The sequence below is a fragment of the Microcoleus sp. Pol12B4 genome, from assembly GCF_036701385.1.
Classification (GTDB): domain Bacteria; phylum Cyanobacteriota; class Cyanobacteriia; order Cyanobacteriales; family Microcoleaceae; genus Microcoleus.
Genome location: NZ_JAUBQR010000032.1, coordinates 17547 through 38400, shown reverse-complemented (window position 1 = coordinate 38400; position 20854 = coordinate 17547). Strand labels below are relative to the sequence as shown.

Sequence of the window (20854 nt, the reverse complement as noted above, 5' to 3'; positions counted from 1 at the left end):
TTCTGTGCTGCCTCTGCTGACTCGCTCAAAGGCTGCTAATAAGGTTTCAACTTCATTTTCTCTGCCGTAGAGTTTTTCGGGGATGAGGAAATGGTCTGTAATATCCCGCGTTCCCAATACAAACGTCTCAATGTTACCCGTGTTTTGTAACTGAGCCAGACAAATTTCTAAATCGTGTTTCAGTCCTAATGCACTCTGATAGCGATTTTCCGCATTCTTTGCCATCACTTTACTAACAATTTGCGATAAAATCAGGGGGACTTCTGGCTTGATTTGATGTACCGGAACCGGCTGTTTTGCTAGATGACAATGCACTAACTCCATTGGGTCGTCTGACTCGAAGGGTAACTGTGTTGTCAACAATTCATAGAAGGTCACACCCAGGGAATAAAAGTCACTCCGATAGTCAATGCCTCGATTCATTCTTCCTGTTTTTTCTGGGGAGAGATAAGCTAAGGTTCCTTCGAGGGTGTTGGGATTCTGGATTTCTTGGGTTTCTCTCGGCAGCAGGGAAGAAATACTGAAGTCAATGAGTTTAATTTCTTTGCTATGTGGGTTAATCAGAATATTGGCGGGTTTGATATCTTTATGAATAACTCTGTTTTGATAGAGAGAGTGGAGAATATTTGCTAGTTTTCTGGCTAGGTTGAGAAAGTTTTCTAAAAATACAGATTTATCGGGTTGGTTTTTATCAGTTGCTGCCGGGATATAAGTAGACAGAGAAACTCCTCCAAAGTCCTCCATTATCAAAGCATAGGCGTTTTTGTAAGGTGCTAAATCGAGGGGCTCAACCACTCCAGGCAGACGTAGATTTTTGGCAATGGTATATTGATTGCGGAATTGAAGTAGTTCGCTGAAGCTGGGGTATTCGTTTCGCAACAGTTTGATGACGACGGGAGTACGATCGCTCTCTCGAACACCGCGATAGACTAAAGTGCGAGATCCTGCATAGAGTTGTTCTGTTATGCGATACCCTGGCAGGTCAGTAATTGTCTCCATTTTCCAGTTCTCAATAAATTGGGGCTTACTATATCTCTAGTTTACTCAGCAAACTTGAAAAATTCTCAATGGCCTCTAATGTTCCTGTAATTGTCAGTGGACGTTCTGTACGAACGATCGCAGTTCGTTGGATACTGAAGCCTTATTATTAATTGTTTTACAGGTTTTGATTACCAACTGATAATAAGCGGCAATCCCGGTCGGAAATCTACCTGTTGTTTCTGGACTTCTCCATCAAAACCGAGCTCGACAAAATACTCGGTTCCTATCCGCAACTTTAATTGATTTGTCTCAAGCACTGCTTGAAGTTCATGTGACGGATTATTGGCGGCAGGACTGACTAATTCTACCCGAGTAATTTCCCGGAAACCAACACCATGATCCAAAGGCTGTGACTTATCAGCAGAGTATTGATCTGGACGTTTACCAAAGGAAATTTGGAAAAGCATGGGATCAGTCAACACATCACTATTTGTTGCTACTGCGATACTCATCGTTTCAGATAAATAAGGTGGACGATATGCCCAACTAGAAAATGCAACTGTGTCCTCAGAAACTTGGGCTGGACGCAAACAGATGCCAAATGGACACGCACCATTATTCCGATTTGTCGATCGCTCCCAAAGACGAGTTTGATGAATTGGCTCAGACTTCGCTTCTTCTGGATCGTGAATCCATAACAATTCCAACATTGCGTTATGGAAAAAGAAACAGCGATTGGCTGTCCCTTGTCCGTGATGGATGCGAGATGCACCCTCAACTAAACCGAATGAGGATAAACGATTAGCTTCCGAAGCACCAATATCAGTAAGAATGAAAAGATGGTCAAATTCAAATGTCATAGCATTGTTCATAGAATCGATCGCTCCAGTAATTTTAATCCTCTGTGATTGCTTTTTTTGCGATCGCAACGCTTATGCTGCACTGCTGACTGTAGCAAAGCCCCAAACCTCTAGTCAGTAAATCTTTCCCAATCTAAAATCTAAAATCTAAAATCTAAAATCTATCGCCCCAACCTTCAAGTTACAACCAGATTGAGGAACCATCCGCCCGCATCCAGCAGTCTCAACATCCAGTTACCGACAATTCTGCTAAAGTCAGGTCATCATCCGGTGCATCTTGTAGAGACGTGATTCGCAGCCTCTGCCCCCAAAGCAGTAAAATCCCATCACATTGTCACCTGCCACCCGATCGGCAGTAAGTTAAAAATTAAGGTAGTTTGAAAATAATCGCCCAAAGTTGAAAGAAGCCTTGACATCTGACCTACACTCTCTAATTTAGACCCTCTAGCTGCGCTGCTATCCATATTTAAAAGATGCCATGTCAACCTTAGTCATCGTCGAATCTCCTACCAAAGCCCGCACCATCCGCAACTTCCTGCCCTCCACCTACCGTGTAGAGGCATCGATGGGCCATGTCCGCGACCTACCATCCTCCGCCGAAGAAATACCAGAAGCCGTTAAAGGAGAAAAATGGGCGCAACTGGGCGTAAACGTGGAGGCAGACTTTGAACCCCTCTACGTCATCCCGAAAGATAAAAAGAAAATTGTTAAAGAACTCAAAGACGCCCTCAAAGACGCCACAGAACTGATTCTAGCCACTGACGAAGACCGGGAAGGCGAAAGCATTTCCTGGCATTTGCTGCAAATCCTCAAACCCAAAGTTCCCATCAAGCGGATGGTGTTTCACGAAATCACCCGCGAAGCTATCCGCGATGCTTTGACTCACTGTCGCGATATCGACAATCGAGTAGTACAAGCGCAAGAAACTCGCCGGATTCTCGACAGACTCGTCGGTTACACACTCTCTCCGCTACTGTGGAAAAAAATCGCTTGGGGCTTGTCTGCCGGTAGAGTGCAGTCAGTCGCAGTCAGGCTTTTGGTGCGCCGGGAACGCGAACGCCGCGCTTTCCGCCAAGGTAGCTACTGGGATTTGAAAGCCCTTTTGGAAAAGGGCAAGATTTCCTTTGATGCCAAACTCGTGACTGTCGGCAATGTGAAAGTTGCAAACGGCAGCGATTTTGATGAAAATACCGGGCAAATTATCTCCGGCCGTCGCGTACTTTTGCTGAATGAAGAACAGGCGCGGGCTTTACTTTCACGCATTCAAAACAAACCCTGGACTGTCGGGAATATTGAAGAACGGCCAGTCACCCGCAAACCCTCGCCGCCGTTTACGACCTCGACTTTGCAGCAGGAAGCTAACCGCAAGCTGCGGCTGGGTGCGCGGGAAACTATGCGAATTGCCCAAGGTCTCTACGAACGCGGTTTTATCACCTATATGCGGACGGATTCGGTGCATTTGTCCGAACAGGCGATCGAAGCGGCGCGCAGTTGCGTGCAAGAACTTTACGGCAGCGAATACCTCAGCCCCCAACCGCGCAAATACACCACCAAAAGCAAAGGCGCGCAGGAAGCCCACGAAGCTATCCGTCCCGCCGGCAGCACTTTTCGGACTCCGCAGCAAACTGGATTGGATGGCATTGATTTCCGCCTCTACGATTTGATTTGGAAGCGGACTGTGGCTTCTCAAATGGCCGATTCCCGCCAAACTCACGTCACTGTATTAACTCAGGTAGAAGATGCCGGTTTCCGTTCCAGCGGCAAACGCATTGATTTTCCGGGCTTTTTGCGGGCATACGTGGAAGGTTCCGACGATCCGAATGCGGCGTTGGAAGACCAAGAGGTGATTTTGCCGGCGCTGAAGGTGGGGGATAAACCTAATTGTAAGGATTTAGAGGCAGTTGGGCACGAAACTCAACCTCCCGCCCGCTATACGGAAGCTTCTCTGGTCAAAATGCTGGAAAGCGAAGGTGTGGGGCGTCCGAGTACCTATGCGAGTATTATCGGTACAATTGTCGATCGGGGATATGCCAAATTAATAGCTAACGCCCTAATTCCGACATTCACCGCTTTCGCCGTGACGACTTTATTGGAAACACATTTTCCCGATTTAGTAGACACCGGTTTTACTTCTCGAATGGAACAAACCCTCGATGAAATTGCCACCGGCGAGGCGAAATGGCTGCCGTATTTGCAAAAGTTTTATACAGGGGAAACCGGACTCGCAACTCAAGTCAAAGAACAGGAAAGTCAGATTGATGCGAAAGTGGCTCGAACTGTGGTATTGGAGAATATTACTGCTAAAGTGTGCATCGGCAAATTCGGCGCATATCTGGAATCTGAAAGCGAAGAAGGCTTGGTAAAAGCATCGATTCCCCAAGATTTGACGCCTGCAGATTTAGACCCGGAACAAGTGGAGTTTCTGTTAAAGCAAAAAACGGAAGGCCCGGAAAAATTGGGTCTTCACCCGGAAACCGGGGAACCGATTTATGTGCTGATTGGCAGTTATGGGCCATACGTTCAGTTAGGGGATGTTTCGGAAACGAACAAGAAACCGAAGCGGGCTTCTTTACCGAAGGGGACGGATAAGGATAGCGTGACGCTGGATATGGCGGTGAGTTTGTTGACTTTACCTCGCTTGTTGGGCACTCACCCGGAGACGGGGGCGAAGGTGCAAGCTAATTTGGGGATGTACGGGCCTTATGTGGTGCATGACCAGGGTAAGGTGGGGAAAGATTATCGATCGATCAAACCCCCGGATGATGTTTTGACGATAACGCTCGATCGGGCTTTAGAGTTATTATCGCAGCCGAAAGCCGCCCGCGGCCGCAGCAAATCAGCCACACCTTTGAAGGAATTGGGCGCGCATCCAGAGTCGGGAGAATTGATCAATGTTTACGATGGCCGCTACGGCCCCTATGTGAAACACGGCGATATCAATGCTTCTTTGTCGAAGGATGAATCTGTGGAGAATTTCACCTTACAAAGAGCACTGGAATTGTTAGCAACTAAGGAAGCAGCGGGAGGCGGTAAATCTAGCAGCAAGTCGAAGAAGTCTACTAAGACTGCGGCGGCTAAGTCGGAGACTGCAACTGAGAAGACTGCGGCGAAGAAAACTACTGCTAAGAAGACGACGACTGCGGCGAAGAAAACGACTACTAAGAAGGCGGCGACTGCGACGGCGACTAAGAAGAAGACAACGTGATTTTAGTTTAGTTTTCATTCATCTAGAAACCCGGTCTGCAGGGGGGAATAGCCCCAAATGCGATCGGGTTTCTTTGTTGGTAAACTATTTGACAAGCTGAGGTTTGTAGTAAAGACTTCAGTCCTTCAAAGTGGGTTTGAATGTAGTAGAGCGATCGAATCTACATCTCATACAGTTACAAGGTATCAGAATAATTGCTTAAATACAAGTACAAGTTTATGCAAAGACAGATATAATATTAATTCGTCCCAAATTGCTTAAAACTTAAATATCTAAGATGTATCTCCGCAAATGTTTTATTGAAAATGTTGGACCGATTCCTGAGTTCGATGTTGAGTTGGATTTAAATACTTTTGGAAATCCCAAACCGGTGATTCTGGTAGGTAAGAATGGAACAGGAAAAACCATTTTTTTAGCCTATGTTCTTGATGCGCTAGCAGAATTAGCGAAGAAGAAGTTTAGTGATATAGCGATAGGACAACAGATTGGCCAGAGTCCGTTTTTCAAGCTAACTAGCGGTGGAGATATCCGCTCTTTATCTGGAACCACCCTTTGCCTGTTAGAATTCTCAGACGCAGACAATAAGTTCTGTTATGTAGAAAAAGTGGGTCAAATCGATCCACAGAGCTACACAAGAAAACTAAGAGGTCGATTTGAGTCAGTACAATCATTGCCAGAAAATGAACCAGTTTATAAGGTAGCTACAGGAGATGAGAAACAGATTGAAACTTTTTTCCAAACAGGAGCAGTCTGTTTTTTTCCCTCCTCTCGCCATGAGCGTCCCCATTGGTTGAATTTTAGTGCAGTAGAGAATCTACCTGTGTTTAGTAGCAATCAAAGGATGTCAGGAATGCTTGGAAAACCATTGATTGTTGAACGGGCTGCCGAAGACAATCAGCAATGGTTAATGGATGTTTTACTCGACTCGCTTGTAGATGGAGACTTTGTTGTAGGAGTACCTACCCTTGAGGAGGCTTCACCAATCTACTTTCAACCGCAGCCGCAATATCTTCCAGACAAGTATTTGCTCAAAGTAGGGCGAGAAAATGTTGAGAAATTGCTTCGTGCAGTTCTTGAAGACGAAAACGCTCAAATGATTCTGAATTACCGAAATGCACTACATGGACGGGTTGCCCTTCGCTTTGGAAATGGTGTTATTGTCCCGTCATTGATGCACCTTTCAGCGGGGCAGGCTTTACTCTTCAATCTGTTTGCTACAATCATTCGCTACGCAGATATAGCCAATATTAACAACAGCATTAACCTCAATGAAATTAAGGGAATTATCTTAATTGATGAAATAGATGCTCATCTACATACAGATTTGCAGTACAAAGTTCTTCCTAAGCTAGTTAAGCTATTTCCAAAAGTACAATTTATTATTACCTCACACGCACCACTTTTTCTGCTTGGCATGGAGCATGAGTTTGGTGCTGAAGGTATTCAGATTTTGGAAATGCCTACAGGTAAGCAAATTAGTACGGAAAGATTTGAGGAGTTTTTAAAATCATTCGAGTTCTACCGTCAGACGCAAATCTTCGAGAATGCAGTTGAAGAACAAGTGTTAGCAACATCTAAACCTTTAGTATTAACCGAGGGACAGACAGATGTTGCTTACATCAAAAAAGCCTTGGAATTGTTAGGGCATACAGATATTCTACAGCAATTAGAAATCGATGAGGTTGGCAAGACCGGAAAAAAAGGTGCAGAAGGTAGCGGGTGTACTAACTTGGACACTGCACGAAAATTTCTAGAGAATAACCAAAACCGCTTTCCCCGACGAGTATTATTGCTTTACGACTGTGATACAAATAAACAGGCTGACAATGTTGGCTCTCTCTCTATTCGTTGCATACCTCAGAATACCACAAATACCAAAGCCAAAAAAGGTATTGAAAATCTTTTGCCAGTTGAATTGTTTAAAGACGATTTTTACAACGTAAACACTAAAGACACAGGAGATGGTGGGGAAAGTATTACGAAGACGTTGAAGAAGAAAATCTTCTGTGAATGGGTATGTCAACGAACAGAAAAAGAAGATTTTATTCAGTTTCAAAAACTCTTAGTACCAATCATTCGGGAGTTTCTTTCCGTTGAGTGCGGGGATGAAACGACTTGATGCGCGTTTGCGTGACGGATCGCACCACCCACGCTATCCCTGACCTTTGGTTAGTCTAAAATTTCCTCGGCCGCAACAAAGGCGATATGTGCGATCGACCATTTGTGACTCTCAAACCTTTTAAGGAGAAATGTCTGTGGGCGGATGCCATCCAGCACTAACCCACTGACGCCTGACAGTAACAGCAATAGGATTGTTTAGTTGTAGTGCTGTTACTGTTGCGCGACCGCAGTCTGTAACTCCAATAATTTCTGTAGCGTCTTCACTCCAAGCAAAATTTTGTGACCATTGTTGAGTGCGCGGATTAAACAACTTAACGTGCTTTTGCGTGACCGGATCTAATGCGTCAGTTTGGGTTCCTTTGTAATTATTGCACAGACTACAAGCCAGCCAGAGATTTTCTTCCTCGTCAGTACCGCCAATCGCTTTAGGAATAATATGGTCAATTTCCAATATTCCCAGGACATACATTTGTAAACTGCGACAATAACCGCACCGATTTTGAGCTTGTGCGCGAACTCTGGCTCTAACTTGTTCAGAAATTGCCATTTTGATTATCCTTTCAATGGTTCGAGCAAGCCGCGCCGCACTGCTTCATTTAAGGCTTGAGCTTGTCGCAATAGTCGAGTTTCATATATGTGGATTAATCCCTGCAATTCATCGCGTTCTACAGATGCGATCGTACCGGATTGTTGGCGGTCTAGCAATTCACTCAATCGTTGTTCTTGGAGTGGTTGCAGCCGGAGTTGAGTCTGAATGATTACTTCTGAATCAGACAGTGCTGATACTGGTTTAGCGGTTGGTAAGAGAAAATTTTCCAGAGTTTCTACTAGAATCTCACTCACGGTGCGGTGGCGTTGCAGCGCTAGCAATTCTGCTTGGTGATAGACTTCATCTGGCAGATTTAGGGTGATTTGGGCGGTCATAGGTGCAAAGCTATGAAACTAATATTTATATTATGCCATATTTTACTTTGAGTATTAGACATCTGCCCAAAAGAAATGAAGAAGGATCTCGCTTGCTAAAAAGACCGCGACTGCGACCAATAAGAAAACCAAGTGAAATTAGTTTAGTTTTCACTCATCCAGCAACCCGGTTTCTTAAAAAAACCGAGTTTCTTTATTTATAAAATATTAGCCAAGCTGGCAACAATAGGTTTGTACTTCCCTCCTTAAATTCTCTTCTGTTCTCTTCCTTTGTGTCATAAACGTCTGCGCGGTTCGATCGCCCCTATTTTTTTTGAGACATATCAACTCAAACTCTTGTCAAGCCTAGCTTTTGGGCTTACTTGTCACCCCTCGGTCAAATCATCCTATTTACTTATTGACAATTGCTCTTCTCTGGTGAATTGTCAGGGAACGTATATATAAGGTTACAAATTGTATCACAAGCAACAGAAAGTACCCAATCTTTTATGTAGCGCTCTACAATGGACAAAAGAAAACAAGATTAAGAGGCGCGATCGCTATGGGTATCAATGAAAACTTAGACTGGGAAGAAGCATTTGAGTACCGAGCGGGCTTAACAGTGGAGTTGAAGTCCCAGCCAGGTGTTTTCGATACGATCGCTTACTATGAAGTGATGATGGTACCGCCCATCTGGTTAGAAAATGACCCGCGTCCCCGCTATTCTCACGAACTGCGAGTCGTTTCCCACCAGCCAACTGTGTCCAATGTTTGCCAGATTTCAGAGTCCCCTGTTTTAGTCGCCTCCTAGGTTTTTTCAGCGGGAAATATCGGCGATGGCATCTAGCCAGCAATCAAACCGATGCAGTGATTTTCGGATTGAGATTGCTTGAGTTTACTTTGTGGCATCGGCTAAGTAGTCGTAGGGTGGGTCGCCATGAACAACCCCTAACGGAGCATATCGACCATCTCAAATATCCGCACCTGTGCGATCGAGAGGCGATGTAAACAAACCCAACACTTATTTTCTAGCCAAACTTTGTAAAAATGGTATTATTTTAGGGTTTCGGTAATTCCTTCCCCTATCAATAACCGCACGTTGGTCTAAAATCTCTTCAGCGACCAGAAAGGCGATATGGGCGATCGACTTTCACGAACAAACTGCGGTAATCCAAAAGTATATTGGTACAAAGGGTAGAAATCTATCTTGATATTAATGAGAGTTGTTTGAGGTTTTTCCTAGGGTGACTCATTCGGTTTATTAACACAAAAGTGACAACTTTAACCATAAAAATTAAATTGGTATGTTAAGATGACACAAGCCCTTACCATACTTGATTTCAATTATGGCTGAAAAATTAATAGTTAAAAACTTTGCTGGCATCAAGGATTTAGAGATTGAAATCAAGCGAATAAATATACTTATTGGCCCTCAAGCCAGCGGTAAAAGTGTTTGCGCTAAACTCCTTTTTTATTTTAAGAACTTCGTATGGGAAATTTTATCGGTTGTAGAGAATGATCAGACAAAACGCAATCTAGATTCAAACTATTCCAAGAGGTTTGAGGAATATTTTCCTCCAGATTGTTGGGGAAAAGAACATTTTTTCATCAGGTATGAAATTTCCAATGTTTTTATAGAAGTTAGGAGAAAACAGGATACCAAAGGTAGAATTTCCCTCAGCTATTCAGATTTTTTCAAGAAAGAATTGGCAGACCTACGCAATTTACTCAAAAAAGCAAGAGAGGAAAGCTCTGAAATAACTTTTAGTTTTAATATTATTAATAGTTCACTTTTCAGCCAAAAAATTTTAAAAGATCACTTAGTAGAAAGTTTAGGCAGATCCATTGGTCGAGAGGCAGCCTTCAATCAGCTTTTTATTCCTGCTGGCCGCTCATTTTTCGCTAATCTTCAGAGCAATATTTTTTCTTTTCTGTCAAGCAATAATACCTTAGATCCATTTCTAAGATCGTTTGGCTCAACATACGAAAGGATAAAAAATTTGCGTATACAATATATTCCTCCTGAAGATAAGTATACAAAAGATATAGTAGAGGAAATAAACAGGCTAATAGAGCAGTCTTTATGTGGTAAGCATATACACGAAAAAGGCAAAGATTTTCTGGAGGTGGCAGATGGAAGACGTATTAGTATTGCGAACTCATCTTCCGGTCAACAGGAAACATTGCCTCTGACAATTATTCTAGCGGCACTACCTTTTCTAGCTTCCCCTCCTGTCGGTCAGACAGTGTATATTGAGGAGCCGGAAGCGCATTTATTTCCAAGCGCACAGCGTAATATTGTCGAGTTGATCGCTACTGTCTTTAATTCTCGCCAAGAGCAACTTCAATTCTTTATAACTACCCATAGTCCTTATGTCCTGACAGCACTTAATAATCTGCTCCAGGCTGGGCTTCTTTATGAAGAGTCCAGCGAAAATATACAACATCAACTAGAAGAGATTGTATCTAGATACAAATCATTAGATGTTGACGATCTCTCAGCCTATGTTTTGATGAATGGAAAATGCAATAGTATTGTGTGTCCTGATACTGGGTTGATTGATGCGCGAGTAATTGATTCTGTTTCGGATGAACTAGCTATTGAATTCGATCAACTTCTCAACTTAGTTTGAATCGTATATGAAAAGTCTTCCAGAGTGTGAGGAACATAGATCCGACACCAAGATTGTCTTGCAGGAAAACAAAAGTAAAATAACGTTCCTCAACCCGAATCAAGACGAAATATTAATAATTAAGGTTGATGGCTGCGTTATTAGTGACAATGAGACTTTGCGTTGCGACTACGCACTCATTCCTTCTGATGCAGTAGAAATATATGTAGAGTTGAAAGGAAGCGATATTGCACAGGCGGTTAAACAAATAGAATCAACTATTAAATTACTTTCGGAAAATCCCCAAAAAATTAAGAAGCTATGTTTTGTCGTGTCTACACGAGTGCCAAAACAGACAACAAGTATACAACAGCTACAAAGTCAGTTTAAGAAAAAATTTAATGCTAGTTTCCGAATCAAGAACATTCAAGATGAGTATGATTTAAGTACGTCCCCAAGCTAAACTAACGAGAACATTGATATGACGAACATACAAAACTTTAGCAGAAAATGAGTCAGCGGACGATCGCCCTGCCTCAACTAAATTTTATCTCATATCTATTATAAATCATTCTGACTTCTACCTTGAGAAGTATATTTTTCGGGACTTGGACAACACATCCCACCACGCGCAACATATACGGATCGGTTCGCAATGCACACCTACAAAAAATCTTGTGTTAATCCTATTTTCTATTACTTAATTCCTTGATCCCCGTAATCGGTCACCTTTATTCGAGCAGAACTGTGCGATGTTTAGCTATAAATTAACATTGATTTAAACTTTTATGGAGACATAAACGAGCTAGAATTCAATAGTTTACGTGGAAGACATGGAGTTTAAATACAAAATGTCACAGATAACAAATTAATATCGATCGCACTTCTCGATCGCACTTTACAAAACAACCAAAACTCAGGAGTCAATCGCTGATGATGCTAGGAACAACCGAGATCCCGCAATTAAAGCCGCTTTCCGACTCAGAACTACACAAAATGAATGCCTACTGGCGGGCGGCAAACTACCTATCCGTCGGACAAATCTATCTCCTCGACAACCCCCTACTCAAAGAACCCCTCAAAATCGAACACGTCAAACCGAGACTCCTCGGACATTGGGGCACCACTCCAGGCCTAAACTTCATCTACGTTCACCTCAACCGCATCATCAAAGCCCAAGACCTCAACACCATCTACATCGCAGGCCCCGGACACGGCGGGCCGGGCTTGGTCGCCAACACCTATCTCGAAGGAACTTACAGCGAATATTACTCGAACATTTCCGAAGATGAAGAAGGTATCAAACGGCTGTTCAAACAGTTCTCCTTTCCCGGCGGTATCCCCAGCCACGTCGCCCCGGAAACCCCCGGTTCGATTCACGAAGGCGGCGAACTCGGCTACGCCCTCGTCCACGCTTACGGGGCGGCCTTCGACAATCCCGATTTGATTGTGGCGGCAGTTGTCGGCGACGGGGAAGCGGAAACCGGCCCGCTGGCTGCTAGCTGGCACTCTAACAAGTTTCTCAACCCGGTTCGGGACGGGGCCGTGTTGCCGATTTTGCACTTGAACGGCTACAAAATTGCCAATCCAACACTGTTGGCCCGCATTCCGCGCGAGGAATTGGAAAGTTTGATGGTCGGTTATGGCTACAAACCTTATTGGGTGGAAGGTTCAGACCCGGAAAATATGCACCAGTTGATGGCTGCAACTCTCGATACTGCGATCGGCGAAATTAAGGCGATTCAGGAAAAAGCCCGGACAGAGGGCTATTCGGGCCGTCCCCAGTGGCCGATGATTGTGATGAAAACTCCCAAAGGCTGGACGGGGCCGAAGGAAGTTGACGGTAAGAAAACAGAGGATTATTGGCGATCGCACCAAGTCCCACTTTCGGAAATGGCTTCTAAGCCGGGACACGTCCAACTCCTGGAAGATTGGATGAAAAGCTATAAGCCGGAAGAACTCTTCGACGAAAAGGGTAAGTTAATTCCCGAATTGGCAGAATTAGCGCCCAAGGGATCTCGGCGGATGGGGGCAAATCCCCACGCTAACGGCGGCCTGCTGCTGCGAGACTTGAAAATGCCGGAATTTGAAGACTTTGCCGTTGACGTGGAAAAACCGGGCACTGTAATGGCTGAAGCAACCCGCGTTTGCGGGCGCTTCCTGCGAGAGGTGATGACACTGAATCAGGAAAACGCCAATTTCCGCATTGTCGGGCCCGACGAGACGGCCTCCAACCGCCTCGATCCGGTGTTTGAAGTCACGAACCGGGTTTGGGCGGGGGAAATTTTGCCCGAAGACGACCACATCTCCCCCGACGGCCGGGTGATGGAAGTCCTCAGCGAACATCTATGTCAGGGATGGCTGGAAGGCTATTTGCTGACGGGACGCCACGGCTTTTTCTCTTGTTACGAGGCGTTTATTCACATTATCGATTCGATGTTCAACCAACACGCCAAGTGGTTGAAAACTACTAGCGACATTCCTTGGCGCCGACCGATCGCCTCTCTCAACTACCTGCTAACTTCTCACGTTTGGCGGCAAGACCACAACGGTTTTTCTCACCAAGATCCGGGTTTTATCGACCACGTAATTAACAAGAAAGCGGAGGTGGTGCGGGTTTATTTGCCGCCGGATGCGAATACTTTGCTGTCTGTAACGGATCACTGTCTCCGCAGCCGCCACTATGTCAACGTGATTATTGCAGGGAAGCAGCCGGCATTGCAGTATTTGGATATGGATGCTGCGATTAAACACTGTACGGCGGGCATCGGTATTTGGGAGTGGGCTAGCAATGATAAAGGCGGCGAACCGGATGTGGTGATGGCTTGCGCGGGTGATGTTCCGACGCTGGAAACTTTGGCTGCTGTTGACATTCTCCGCCGAGATTATCCGGATTTAAAAGTGCGGGTGGTTAATGTGGTGGATTTGATGACTCTTCAGCCTTCGACAGAACATCCCCACGGTTTGTCTGACAAGGATTTTGATAGTTTGTTCACGAAAGATAAGCCGGTGATTTTTGCTTTTCACGGCTATCCTTGGCTGATTCACCGATTGGCTTACCGCCGGACGAATCACTCGAATATTCACGTTCGGGGTTACAAGGAAGAGGGAACGACTACTACGCCGTTTGATATGGTGGTGGTTAATGACCTCGATCGATTCCATTTGGTTGGAGATGTACTCGATCGCGTTCCGAAACTGAGTTCTGTAGCAGCTTACGGCAAACAAGCTATCCGTGACAAGCTGATCGAGCACACGCAGTATATCACCGAGCACGGGGATGATATGCCGGAAATCCGCGACTGGAAGTGGCCGCACGGGGGCCCGGTTTCGCCGGAACCGCCGCAGGAAACGACCGATCCGGGGGCGACTGCAGAACAAACTGTGCGATCGGGTGCACCGGGCTAGCGATATTCTGGTTAGGGACACGGGAATGTGGTGTCCGGCACAGGATCGTGGATTAGGACACGGCATTGCCGTGTCCCTAGGGGATTCCATTTGTTTGAGAATAAATCTGCCGTAATTCAGGATTTAGATATCCACAAGGGATTGGTCATGCTGAAAGAAATAGAAATCCAAAATTTTAGGTGCTTTGAGCAAATCAAAATTTCTGGGTTTGAAAGAGTCAATTTAATCGGCGGTAAAAATAATGCTGGCAAAACAGCTTTGCTAGAAGCAATTTTTCTCAACTTTGCTCCGGATCTTAGTAGTATAGTAATGCTAAGAGAGCTGAGAAGAGAGTCATCAGCAGCCCTAGATGCTATGCCAGATAGAGCATGGAATAACTTATTCTATGCCTTAAAACAAGATAAAACTATAGTTATTCAGGGAAAGAATGATAATGAAAATGATAATATCGAGCGAGTAGAAATTCAAATACAAATTAATTCACGTGAGTCGGACTTAATTATTAAAATAATAAAAGGTGAAAATATATTTAACGACTTAGTAGAAAGTGTTACTTATAGAAGCTCAATGAGTAATACAAATTTCCTTGTGTACGAAATACCGATCGTTCCTCCTTTTATGAGAATTCCCGGAAGGAAACTCATAGAATCATTCGATCAGGCGCGCTTGGATGATAAAGATAGCGAAGTTTTGAAAGCTTTTCAAATTATTGACCCTACGATCGAATCTGTAGAAAGCTTTTCTATTGGCGAACCCACACTTTACTTAAGAAGAAAGGGCGAAAAGCGTTTGCCTTTATCATTGTTTGGAGATGCAATGAATAGAGTTGCATATATTATTCTTAAATTAGTAAACAATAAACACAAAATACTGCTAATTGATGAAATAGAGAATGGCATTCACTATACAAACCAGTGTAATTTTTGGAGAATTTTGTTTAGGTTAGCAGTTGAACTGGATACCCAGATTTTTGCTACAACTCACAGTTTAGAGATGCTTCAAGCATTTGCTGATGTGGGTTTAGAACCCAATCAGGAATGCAGCAGCGCATATTTTGAACTAGCAAAGAAACTCAAAACAAATGAAATAATCGGAATTAGGCGCGATTTGGAAACTCTTAGTTATGCCATTGAGCATCAAGAAGGAGTGAGAGGTGAGTAATATTGTCATAGTAGAAAGTAAAAATGATAGGATTTTCATGCAGGCAATGGTTAAGAAACTCAACTGCGATATCCAGGTAGCATCACCTATTTATATAGATGATTATAAAAGTTTGGAAGGCTTGAGCGAAACAGAGTTAATCAAAGCTTTAAAATCTTTAGAAGCAAACATTGACAAAAAAGGTATCGAAAAGATTGGAATTATTATCGATATTGATAATTGTTCAGAGCAAGAACGGCTGAAATTCGTAGATAGATGTATAAAAGAAGTGTTTGAAGCTGAAAGCTTGTCAAGCACTAAACAATTTATCGATATTTGTGCAGATAATGGAACAAATGCAAAATTGGCTTGTTACTTTACAAATGTTGGAGGTAAAGGCGAACTTGAAACGCTTTTAAAGGCAATAAAGGCTAGAGAATCACCTCATGCTGATTGTTTGAATAGCTGGAAAACTTGCATAGAAAGCCAGGGAAAGCAAATCAACCAGAAAGGTTTTGATAAATTCTGGGTGAGCATCTATCTCAGGTATGATACTTGCTCAGATAACGAACAGCAACAAGCTGGCCGAAAATGCACTATGTCTGGGTTTGATTATGTTATGGAACGCAAAAAAGATATTTGGGATTGGAATCATCCTGCTCTCGATGATTTGAAGGAGTTTTTTAAACTCTTTTGCTAACATAGTAAAATTCACACACAATTAACTCATGAGCTTAAAAATCTACTTTGTACGACACGGTGAAACGACTTACAGCAAGACTGGCGGTTTCTGCGGCCATATAGATCCAGAATTAACGCCCGAGGGTTCTCAAATGGCAGAACAATTTGCCGCCACTTACGCAAAATTGCCTTGGAATGCTGTTTATGTCAGTCCGATGAAACGCACAATTGCTACTGCAAAACCTTTGTGCGATGCTGTGGGAATTGAAATGCAGCTTCGCGACGGACTGAGGGAAATTAATTACGGTGAGTGGGAAGGCAAAACAGTAGAAGCGGTCAAAAAAGACTACGAAGAAGATTATATTAATTGGCTGACTGAACCTGCTTGGAATGCACCGAATGGCGGCGAGACTTCCGTGGAAATTGCTAGCCGATCGTCCTTAGTTATCGCAGAAATTCAGGAAAAATACAAGAGCGGTAATGTTTTGGTTGTCTCGCACAAAGCAACTATTAGAATTATTCTGTGCAGTCTCTTGGGGATTGATTTGGGACGTTATCGCTATCGAATTGCCGCTTTAGCAGCTTCTGTCAGTATTGTTAAGTTTGACGTGCGCGGGCCGCTGCTGGAGGTTTTGGGCGATCGATCGTACATGGATGAAAACCTCCGCAATTTACCCGGTACTTGAAATTGCGGCTAAGGTGCGCTGGGCGCACCCTACAGTCTGAAACTAAATCGCGCCTATGTAGGACAATCCTAAAATCGTACCCGTTCCCAAAATATGACCGAAGCAGAGACTTCCCACAAGTGCACCCAAACTCAAGCCGCCGACCAAACCCGATGAGGGCGCGGCTGGGCCTGTGTGAGGCTTTTGGATGGTCGATCTGCCGATCGCAATAGCTAAAATATTGCAAAGAATCATAATCAAACCGGTCGTGGGGCTCCACTCTACGGTTCTGGCTACAGTGGCAAGTAAAATTGGTGTAAACATCGATCGGCTCCTTAAACTTTAGTAAATGAAAATCTGCATAGAAGATATATCAAAAAAATGCAACTGTTAGCTACATATTGCATTAATAGTTAATTTTTCGACATTTTTCTTAATAATTTTCCCAGGATCTCAAGACTTCTTAGTCTGTGCAGGCGGACGAAAGTTTGACAAGACGCGATTTCAATCGCCTAGCGATCGAAAGAACGAATCAACAGGACATAATAAAGCATGAAAATACTGGTGTTAAATGCGGGTTCTAGCAGTCAAAAAAGCTGTCTTTACGAGTTAAACGATGTCCTGCCGGATCGACCTTTGGAACCCCTCTGGTCAGCTCAAATTGATTGGACTCACCAGCAGGGTATAGCAGAGTTGAAAGTCAAAACAGCAAAAGGCGATCAGCTTGAAGAGGAGTTTGCCTCAGACTCTCGCAAAGATGCTATTTCTCGAATGCTGGACAGTCTTTGGAGGGGAAGAACTCAAACAATTAATGATTTAAAAGAGATTGATATTGTCGGTCACCGCGTCGTACATGGCGGGGAAGATTATCAGCAAAGTACGTTAATTTCGCCGGATGTTAAAAAGGCGATCGCCCGTTTATCTGTTTTCGCCCCCGTACACAATCCGGTTAACCTCGAAGGTATCGAAGCGATCGAAAAAATCCTCGGAAATGTGCCGCAAGTAGCAGTATTTGATACAGCTTTTCACGCACAGTTGCCGCCCGCAGCCTTTGTTTATCCCGGCCCCTATGAATGGCTGGAAAATGGAATTCGCCGTTACGGTTTTCACGGGATTAGCCATCAATATTGCGCGCGTCGAGCCGCCGACATTCTGGGTAAAGATTTGGCAGACTTGCGGTTGATTAGCTGTCATTTGGGCAACGGATGTTCTTTGACAGCCATTCGCGGTGGCTGGAGTGTTGACACCACTATGGGATTTACGCCTGTGGAAGGTTTGATGATGGGAAGTCGATCGGGTTCGATCGATCCAGGCATTCTCATTCATCTGTTAAAACAATCCGATTTTACTGCTGAAAAACTTGATGATATTCTCAATCGAAATTCGGGTTTAAAAGGTATTTCTGGGGTGTCTAGCGATATGCGGCAGATTGGAGATGCGATCGCCCAAGGTAATCAGAGAGCTCAACTTGCTTTAGATATTTACATCCACCGTTTGCGTGCCGGAATCGGTGCCATGCTGGCGAGTTTGGGAGGGTTGGATGCTTTAATTTTTACGGCGGGAGTTGGGGAAAATTCTGCTGTTGTGCGATCGGCAGCTTGCGAAGCTTTTGGATTTATAGGGTTAAAATTGGATGGGGATAAAAATCAACAGTCACCGCTCGATCAAGATATTGCGGCAGTGGATTCAGCGGTGAAAATTTTGGTAATTCATACGCAGGAGGATTGGGAAATTGCACGAGAATGCTGGAAATTTTATCACTAATTTATTTTATGAATTGCTTCAAGATAGATGGTTGATTAGCTTCGCAGAAGGATCAACCATCGCGAACGGCGCAACCGTAATATATCAAATTGATCTGCCTTAATCTGTTTTTATATGCCCTCATCTGCGATTAAAAAAAGAGAATGTATTCACCGCAGATGAAAAGGGATGGACGCGGATTTACGCAGATAAAGAGAGGTAGAGACGTTTATTCTTCCATTTTCCCTGAAACATCATTACTCTTTCAGCAATGCTGTGGGTTGATAGTAGCACCGATTACAAAACTTACCGTGGGGCGATCGGAATTTCAATAATAAACTCGCTCCCCTCTCTGGGTGCAGAAACGCAAGTCAATTTTCCGCCATGAGAACTCACAACAATCGAGTGAGAAATAGACAATCCCAAACCCGTTCCCGAACCCACAGGCTTAGTTGTAAAAAATGGGTCGAATATCTTGTGCAGCACCTCAGTGCTCATCCCCGGCCCGCTGTCGGCAATTCTAATGATGACAGAATTCCTGTCTGCCACCTCTGTAGAAATTGTAATCGTAGGCTGTTGATGAGAGTTTTCCGGGTAATCTCTTGCTACGAGGAGAGCATCGATCGCATTGGTGAGAATATTCATAAACACCTGATTGAGTTGTCCGGCGTAGCATTCCACCAGGGGTAGAGAACCGTAGTTTTGAATCACCTCAATAGACGGTCGTTCCGGTCTATTTTTGAGGCGGTGTTGCAAAATCAGTAGGGTGCTGTTAATACCCTCATGGATATCCACTGCTTTAAAATCTGCTTCGTCCATCCGTGAAAAGTTCCGCAACGACAGGACAATTTGGCGGATGCGATCGGTACCCATTTTCATCGAAGACAGCATTTTGGGCAGGTCTTCTTGCAAGAACTCCAGGTCGATTTCTTCGGCTACGATTTGAATTTCGTCAGCAGGGTTAGGATAGTGCTGTTGATAAAGCTGCACCAACTTTAACAAATCTTGGGTGTATTGCTGTGTATGGACGAGGTTGCCGTGAATGAAGTTGACTGGGTTGTTAATTTCGTGGGCGACTCCACCAACCATTTGCCCCAAACTAGACATTTTTTCGCTCTGAATTATCTGTGATTGGCTGCGTTGCAATTCAATTAGGGCGTTTTTGAGTTCAACGGTGCGGTATTCCACCCGGTCTTCTAATTCTGCATTACTTTCTTCTAAGGCGGTAAAGGATTCGCGCAGTTGTCTTGCCATGTGGTTAAAGGAGTTGGCAAGGGCGTTGAGTTCTTCAATACGGCTGTCTTCTACAGCTTGGTTGAAGTTGCCAGATGTTATTGCCTCACTCGCCCGATTCAGTCGCAGAATCGGACGGGCAATCCAGCCGGAGGTGAGAACGCCCATCCCACAAGCTACCCCCAATGCTGCTAAGCAGAGCAAGATTGTGGTGCGGGTGTTGGCATCAATCTGTGCCATGAACTCGCTTTCTGGCACACTCACCACCACTAACCAATCCAATCCATATTGGTCGCGCCAGGGAGTGAGTTGCACATAGTAGAGTTCTCCCTGAAAATCAAGTCGGAGATTGGTATCTTTAGAAATAGATTGAAACCCTTTGAAGCGTTGCTGGATTTGTTTGGCAATTCCCTGCACTATGGGATTGGGACTGTCGATCGCCTTCAAACGCCGAGTCTTGTCTTTGACGATGGTAAAGGGTTGTTCTTTCGCAGAATTAGCAATCAACATTCCATTGCGCTCGATGATGAAAACCTGCCCTGAGCTAGTGAGATCTATATTCCGTAAGAAATGGCTCAGTTTCAACAGATGGATATCGACTCCAACCATTCCTAGCAAGCGATTATTTGCGTCATAGATGGGGCGACCAGCGGAGGCAGCGATGTAGGGATGATTGGGATAATTTACGGTTACGATCCGCGACCAGATGGGTTTACCTGCTTTCATGGGTTCGGTGTACCAGGGTTCTTGCAAGTTGTCCCAATCATAAATAGTCACGACGTGAGTGCGATCGCCTTTGTTATCGGTAGCATAGTTGATGACATTATTCGGCGGTTTGGGAGTCCAATCATCAATCACGACGCTTTTGGGGTCGTAGCGTGCGGCTCCTACTCCCTCACCCGTAATCAGTCCAATGCCGATGTAATTCAGGTCATAGGCCTGCATTTGGTGCCAGAAATACTTACCGAGGGTTTGGCGATCGCGCACATCTAGCAATCCCATCCGAATCGCATCGGCGTTAATCTTAATCACTTGATGGGGAATAGATAAATAAGCCTCCAGATGTTGATTCACCGAAATGCTGGTTCGATCCATCAACCGATCCGCCAGGTCGTTTACCGCTTTCTGTCCATTTTTGAACGACAAATATCCCACCAGACCGACCGCTCCAAAGATTTGCAAAACAAATGGCACCATCAGTATGAGCTGCAATGGGATCGCCTGAGTTTTGCCGAAGTGACGTATCTTCATGATCGGAATTTACTTTTATTTTACTATGATCTACTATCTACAGTTCGATCA

Annotated in this window: 16 protein-coding genes; 10 read left to right on the top strand and 6 right to left on the bottom strand. The window is 44.3% G+C overall.

What is annotated here, in order from left to right; translation table 11 throughout:
- Positions 1-999 (bottom strand): protein kinase domain-containing protein (locus tag QUA38_RS07025; RefSeq protein WP_333160379.1); only part of this gene is annotated, 999 nt, incomplete at its 3' end.
- Between the two features lie 170 nt (positions 1000-1169).
- On the bottom strand, positions 1170-1853 hold the full coding sequence (locus tag QUA38_RS07020; protein WP_333160377.1) for a VOC family protein: 684 nt from the start codon (positions 1851-1853) through the stop codon (positions 1170-1172).
- Positions 1854-2319: 466 nt separating this feature from the next.
- On the opposite strand from QUA38_RS07020, the gene topA reads away from it, so the two are divergent.
- A complete protein-coding gene (topA, locus tag QUA38_RS07015) occupies positions 2320-5046 on the top strand; it encodes a type I DNA topoisomerase (RefSeq protein ID WP_333160375.1) in 2727 nt (908 codons plus the stop codon).
- A gap of 277 nt (positions 5047-5323) precedes the next feature.
- A complete protein-coding gene (locus tag QUA38_RS07010) occupies positions 5324-7165 on the top strand; it encodes an AAA family ATPase (protein ID WP_333160373.1) in 1842 nt (613 codons plus the stop codon).
- A gap of 120 nt (positions 7166-7285) precedes the next feature.
- Here the strand turns inward: QUA38_RS07010 and QUA38_RS07005 are convergent, their stop codons facing one another.
- Entirely contained in the window at positions 7286-7714 is a 429-nt protein-coding gene (locus QUA38_RS07005) for an HNH endonuclease signature motif containing protein (protein ID WP_333160371.1), read from the bottom strand.
- 5 nt (positions 7715-7719) lie between these two features.
- A complete protein-coding gene (locus QUA38_RS07000) occupies positions 7720-8091 on the bottom strand; it encodes a hypothetical protein (RefSeq protein ID WP_333160369.1) in 372 nt (123 codons plus the stop codon).
- A gap of 541 nt (positions 8092-8632) precedes the next feature.
- On the opposite strand from QUA38_RS07000, the gene QUA38_RS06995 reads away from it, so the two are divergent.
- From QUA38_RS06995 to QUA38_RS06965, 7 genes are all read left to right on the top strand, one after another.
- On the top strand, positions 8633-8881 hold the full coding sequence (locus tag QUA38_RS06995) for a hypothetical protein (protein ID WP_333160367.1): 249 nt from the start codon (positions 8633-8635) through the stop codon (positions 8879-8881).
- Positions 8882-9416: 535 nt separating this feature from the next.
- Positions 9417-10703 (top strand): AAA family ATPase, encoded by a 1287-nt coding sequence (locus QUA38_RS06990; RefSeq protein ID WP_333160365.1) that lies wholly within the window; start codon positions 9417-9419, stop codon positions 10701-10703.
- Between the two features lie 7 nt (positions 10704-10710).
- Positions 10711-11145: a hypothetical protein gene (locus QUA38_RS06985; RefSeq protein ID WP_333160363.1), complete on the top strand. Its 435-nt coding sequence runs from the start codon at positions 10711-10713 to the stop codon at positions 11143-11145.
- 470 nt (positions 11146-11615) lie between these two features.
- Positions 11616-14090: a phosphoketolase family protein gene (locus tag QUA38_RS06980; protein ID WP_333160361.1), complete on the top strand. Its 2475-nt coding sequence runs from the start codon at positions 11616-11618 to the stop codon at positions 14088-14090.
- 90 nt (positions 14091-14180) lie between these two features.
- Positions 14181-15251 carry an AAA family ATPase gene (locus QUA38_RS06975; RefSeq protein ID WP_333160359.1) on the top strand — a complete coding sequence of 357 codons (1071 nt, stop codon included), beginning with the start codon at positions 14181-14183 and terminating at the stop codon, positions 15249-15251.
- Positions 15244-15930: a DUF3226 domain-containing protein gene (locus QUA38_RS06970; RefSeq protein WP_333160357.1), complete on the top strand. Its 687-nt coding sequence runs from the start codon at positions 15244-15246 to the stop codon at positions 15928-15930. Before QUA38_RS06975 ends, QUA38_RS06970 begins: the two co-directional genes overlap by 8 nt.
- Positions 15931-15958: 28 nt before the next feature.
- A complete protein-coding gene (locus tag QUA38_RS06965; protein ID WP_333160355.1) occupies positions 15959-16597 on the top strand; it encodes a histidine phosphatase family protein in 639 nt (212 codons plus the stop codon).
- Between the two features lie 42 nt (positions 16598-16639).
- On the opposite strand, the gene psaK is transcribed toward QUA38_RS06965, so the two are convergent.
- A complete protein-coding gene (gene psaK / locus QUA38_RS06960; protein WP_333050587.1) occupies positions 16640-16900 on the bottom strand; it encodes a photosystem I reaction center subunit PsaK in 261 nt (86 codons plus the stop codon).
- Between the two features lie 228 nt (positions 16901-17128).
- On the opposite strand from psaK, the gene QUA38_RS06955 reads away from it, so the two are divergent.
- On the top strand, positions 17129-18340 hold the full coding sequence (locus QUA38_RS06955) for an acetate kinase (RefSeq protein ID WP_333160353.1): 1212 nt from the start codon (positions 17129-17131) through the stop codon (positions 18338-18340).
- A gap of 285 nt (positions 18341-18625) precedes the next feature.
- Here QUA38_RS06955 and QUA38_RS06950 read toward each other — a convergent pair whose 3' ends face one another.
- A complete protein-coding gene (locus QUA38_RS06950; protein ID WP_333160351.1) occupies positions 18626-20803 on the bottom strand; it encodes an ATP-binding protein in 2178 nt (725 codons plus the stop codon).
- Positions 20804-20854 lie beyond the last annotated feature (51 nt).

What these genes read in the sequence shown, in the direction of transcription:
- QUA38_RS07020 (WP_333160377.1), bottom strand. Translation starts at nt 1,853, where the DNA reads ATGAACAATGCTATGACATTTGAATTTGACCATCTTTTCATTCTTACT.
- topA (WP_333160375.1), top strand. Translation starts at nt 2,320, where the DNA reads ATGTCAACCTTAGTCATCGTCGAATCTCCTACCAAAGCCCGCACCATC.
- QUA38_RS07010 (WP_333160373.1), top strand. Translation starts at nt 5,324, where the DNA reads ATGTATCTCCGCAAATGTTTTATTGAAAATGTTGGACCGATTCCTGAG.
- QUA38_RS07005 (WP_333160371.1), bottom strand. Translation starts at nt 7,714, where the DNA reads ATGGCAATTTCTGAACAAGTTAGAGCCAGAGTTCGCGCACAAGCTCAA.
- QUA38_RS07000 (WP_333160369.1), bottom strand. Translation starts at nt 8,091, where the DNA reads ATGACCGCCCAAATCACCCTAAATCTGCCAGATGAAGTCTATCACCAA.
- QUA38_RS06995 (WP_333160367.1), top strand. Translation starts at nt 8,633, where the DNA reads ATGGGTATCAATGAAAACTTAGACTGGGAAGAAGCATTTGAGTACCGA.
- QUA38_RS06990 (WP_333160365.1), top strand. Translation starts at nt 9,417, where the DNA reads ATGGCTGAAAAATTAATAGTTAAAAACTTTGCTGGCATCAAGGATTTA.
- QUA38_RS06985 (WP_333160363.1), top strand. Translation starts at nt 10,711, where the DNA reads ATGAAAAGTCTTCCAGAGTGTGAGGAACATAGATCCGACACCAAGATT.
- QUA38_RS06980 (WP_333160361.1), top strand. Translation starts at nt 11,616, where the DNA reads ATGATGCTAGGAACAACCGAGATCCCGCAATTAAAGCCGCTTTCCGAC.
- QUA38_RS06965 (WP_333160355.1), top strand. Translation starts at nt 15,959, where the DNA reads ATGAGCTTAAAAATCTACTTTGTACGACACGGTGAAACGACTTACAGC.
- psaK (WP_333050587.1), bottom strand. Translation starts at nt 16,900, where the DNA reads ATGTTTACACCAATTTTACTTGCCACTGTAGCCAGAACCGTAGAGTGG.
- QUA38_RS06955 (WP_333160353.1), top strand. Translation starts at nt 17,129, where the DNA reads ATGAAAATACTGGTGTTAAATGCGGGTTCTAGCAGTCAAAAAAGCTGT.
- QUA38_RS06950 (WP_333160351.1), bottom strand. Translation starts at nt 20,803, where the DNA reads ATGAAGATACGTCACTTCGGCAAAACTCAGGCGATCCCATTGCAGCTC.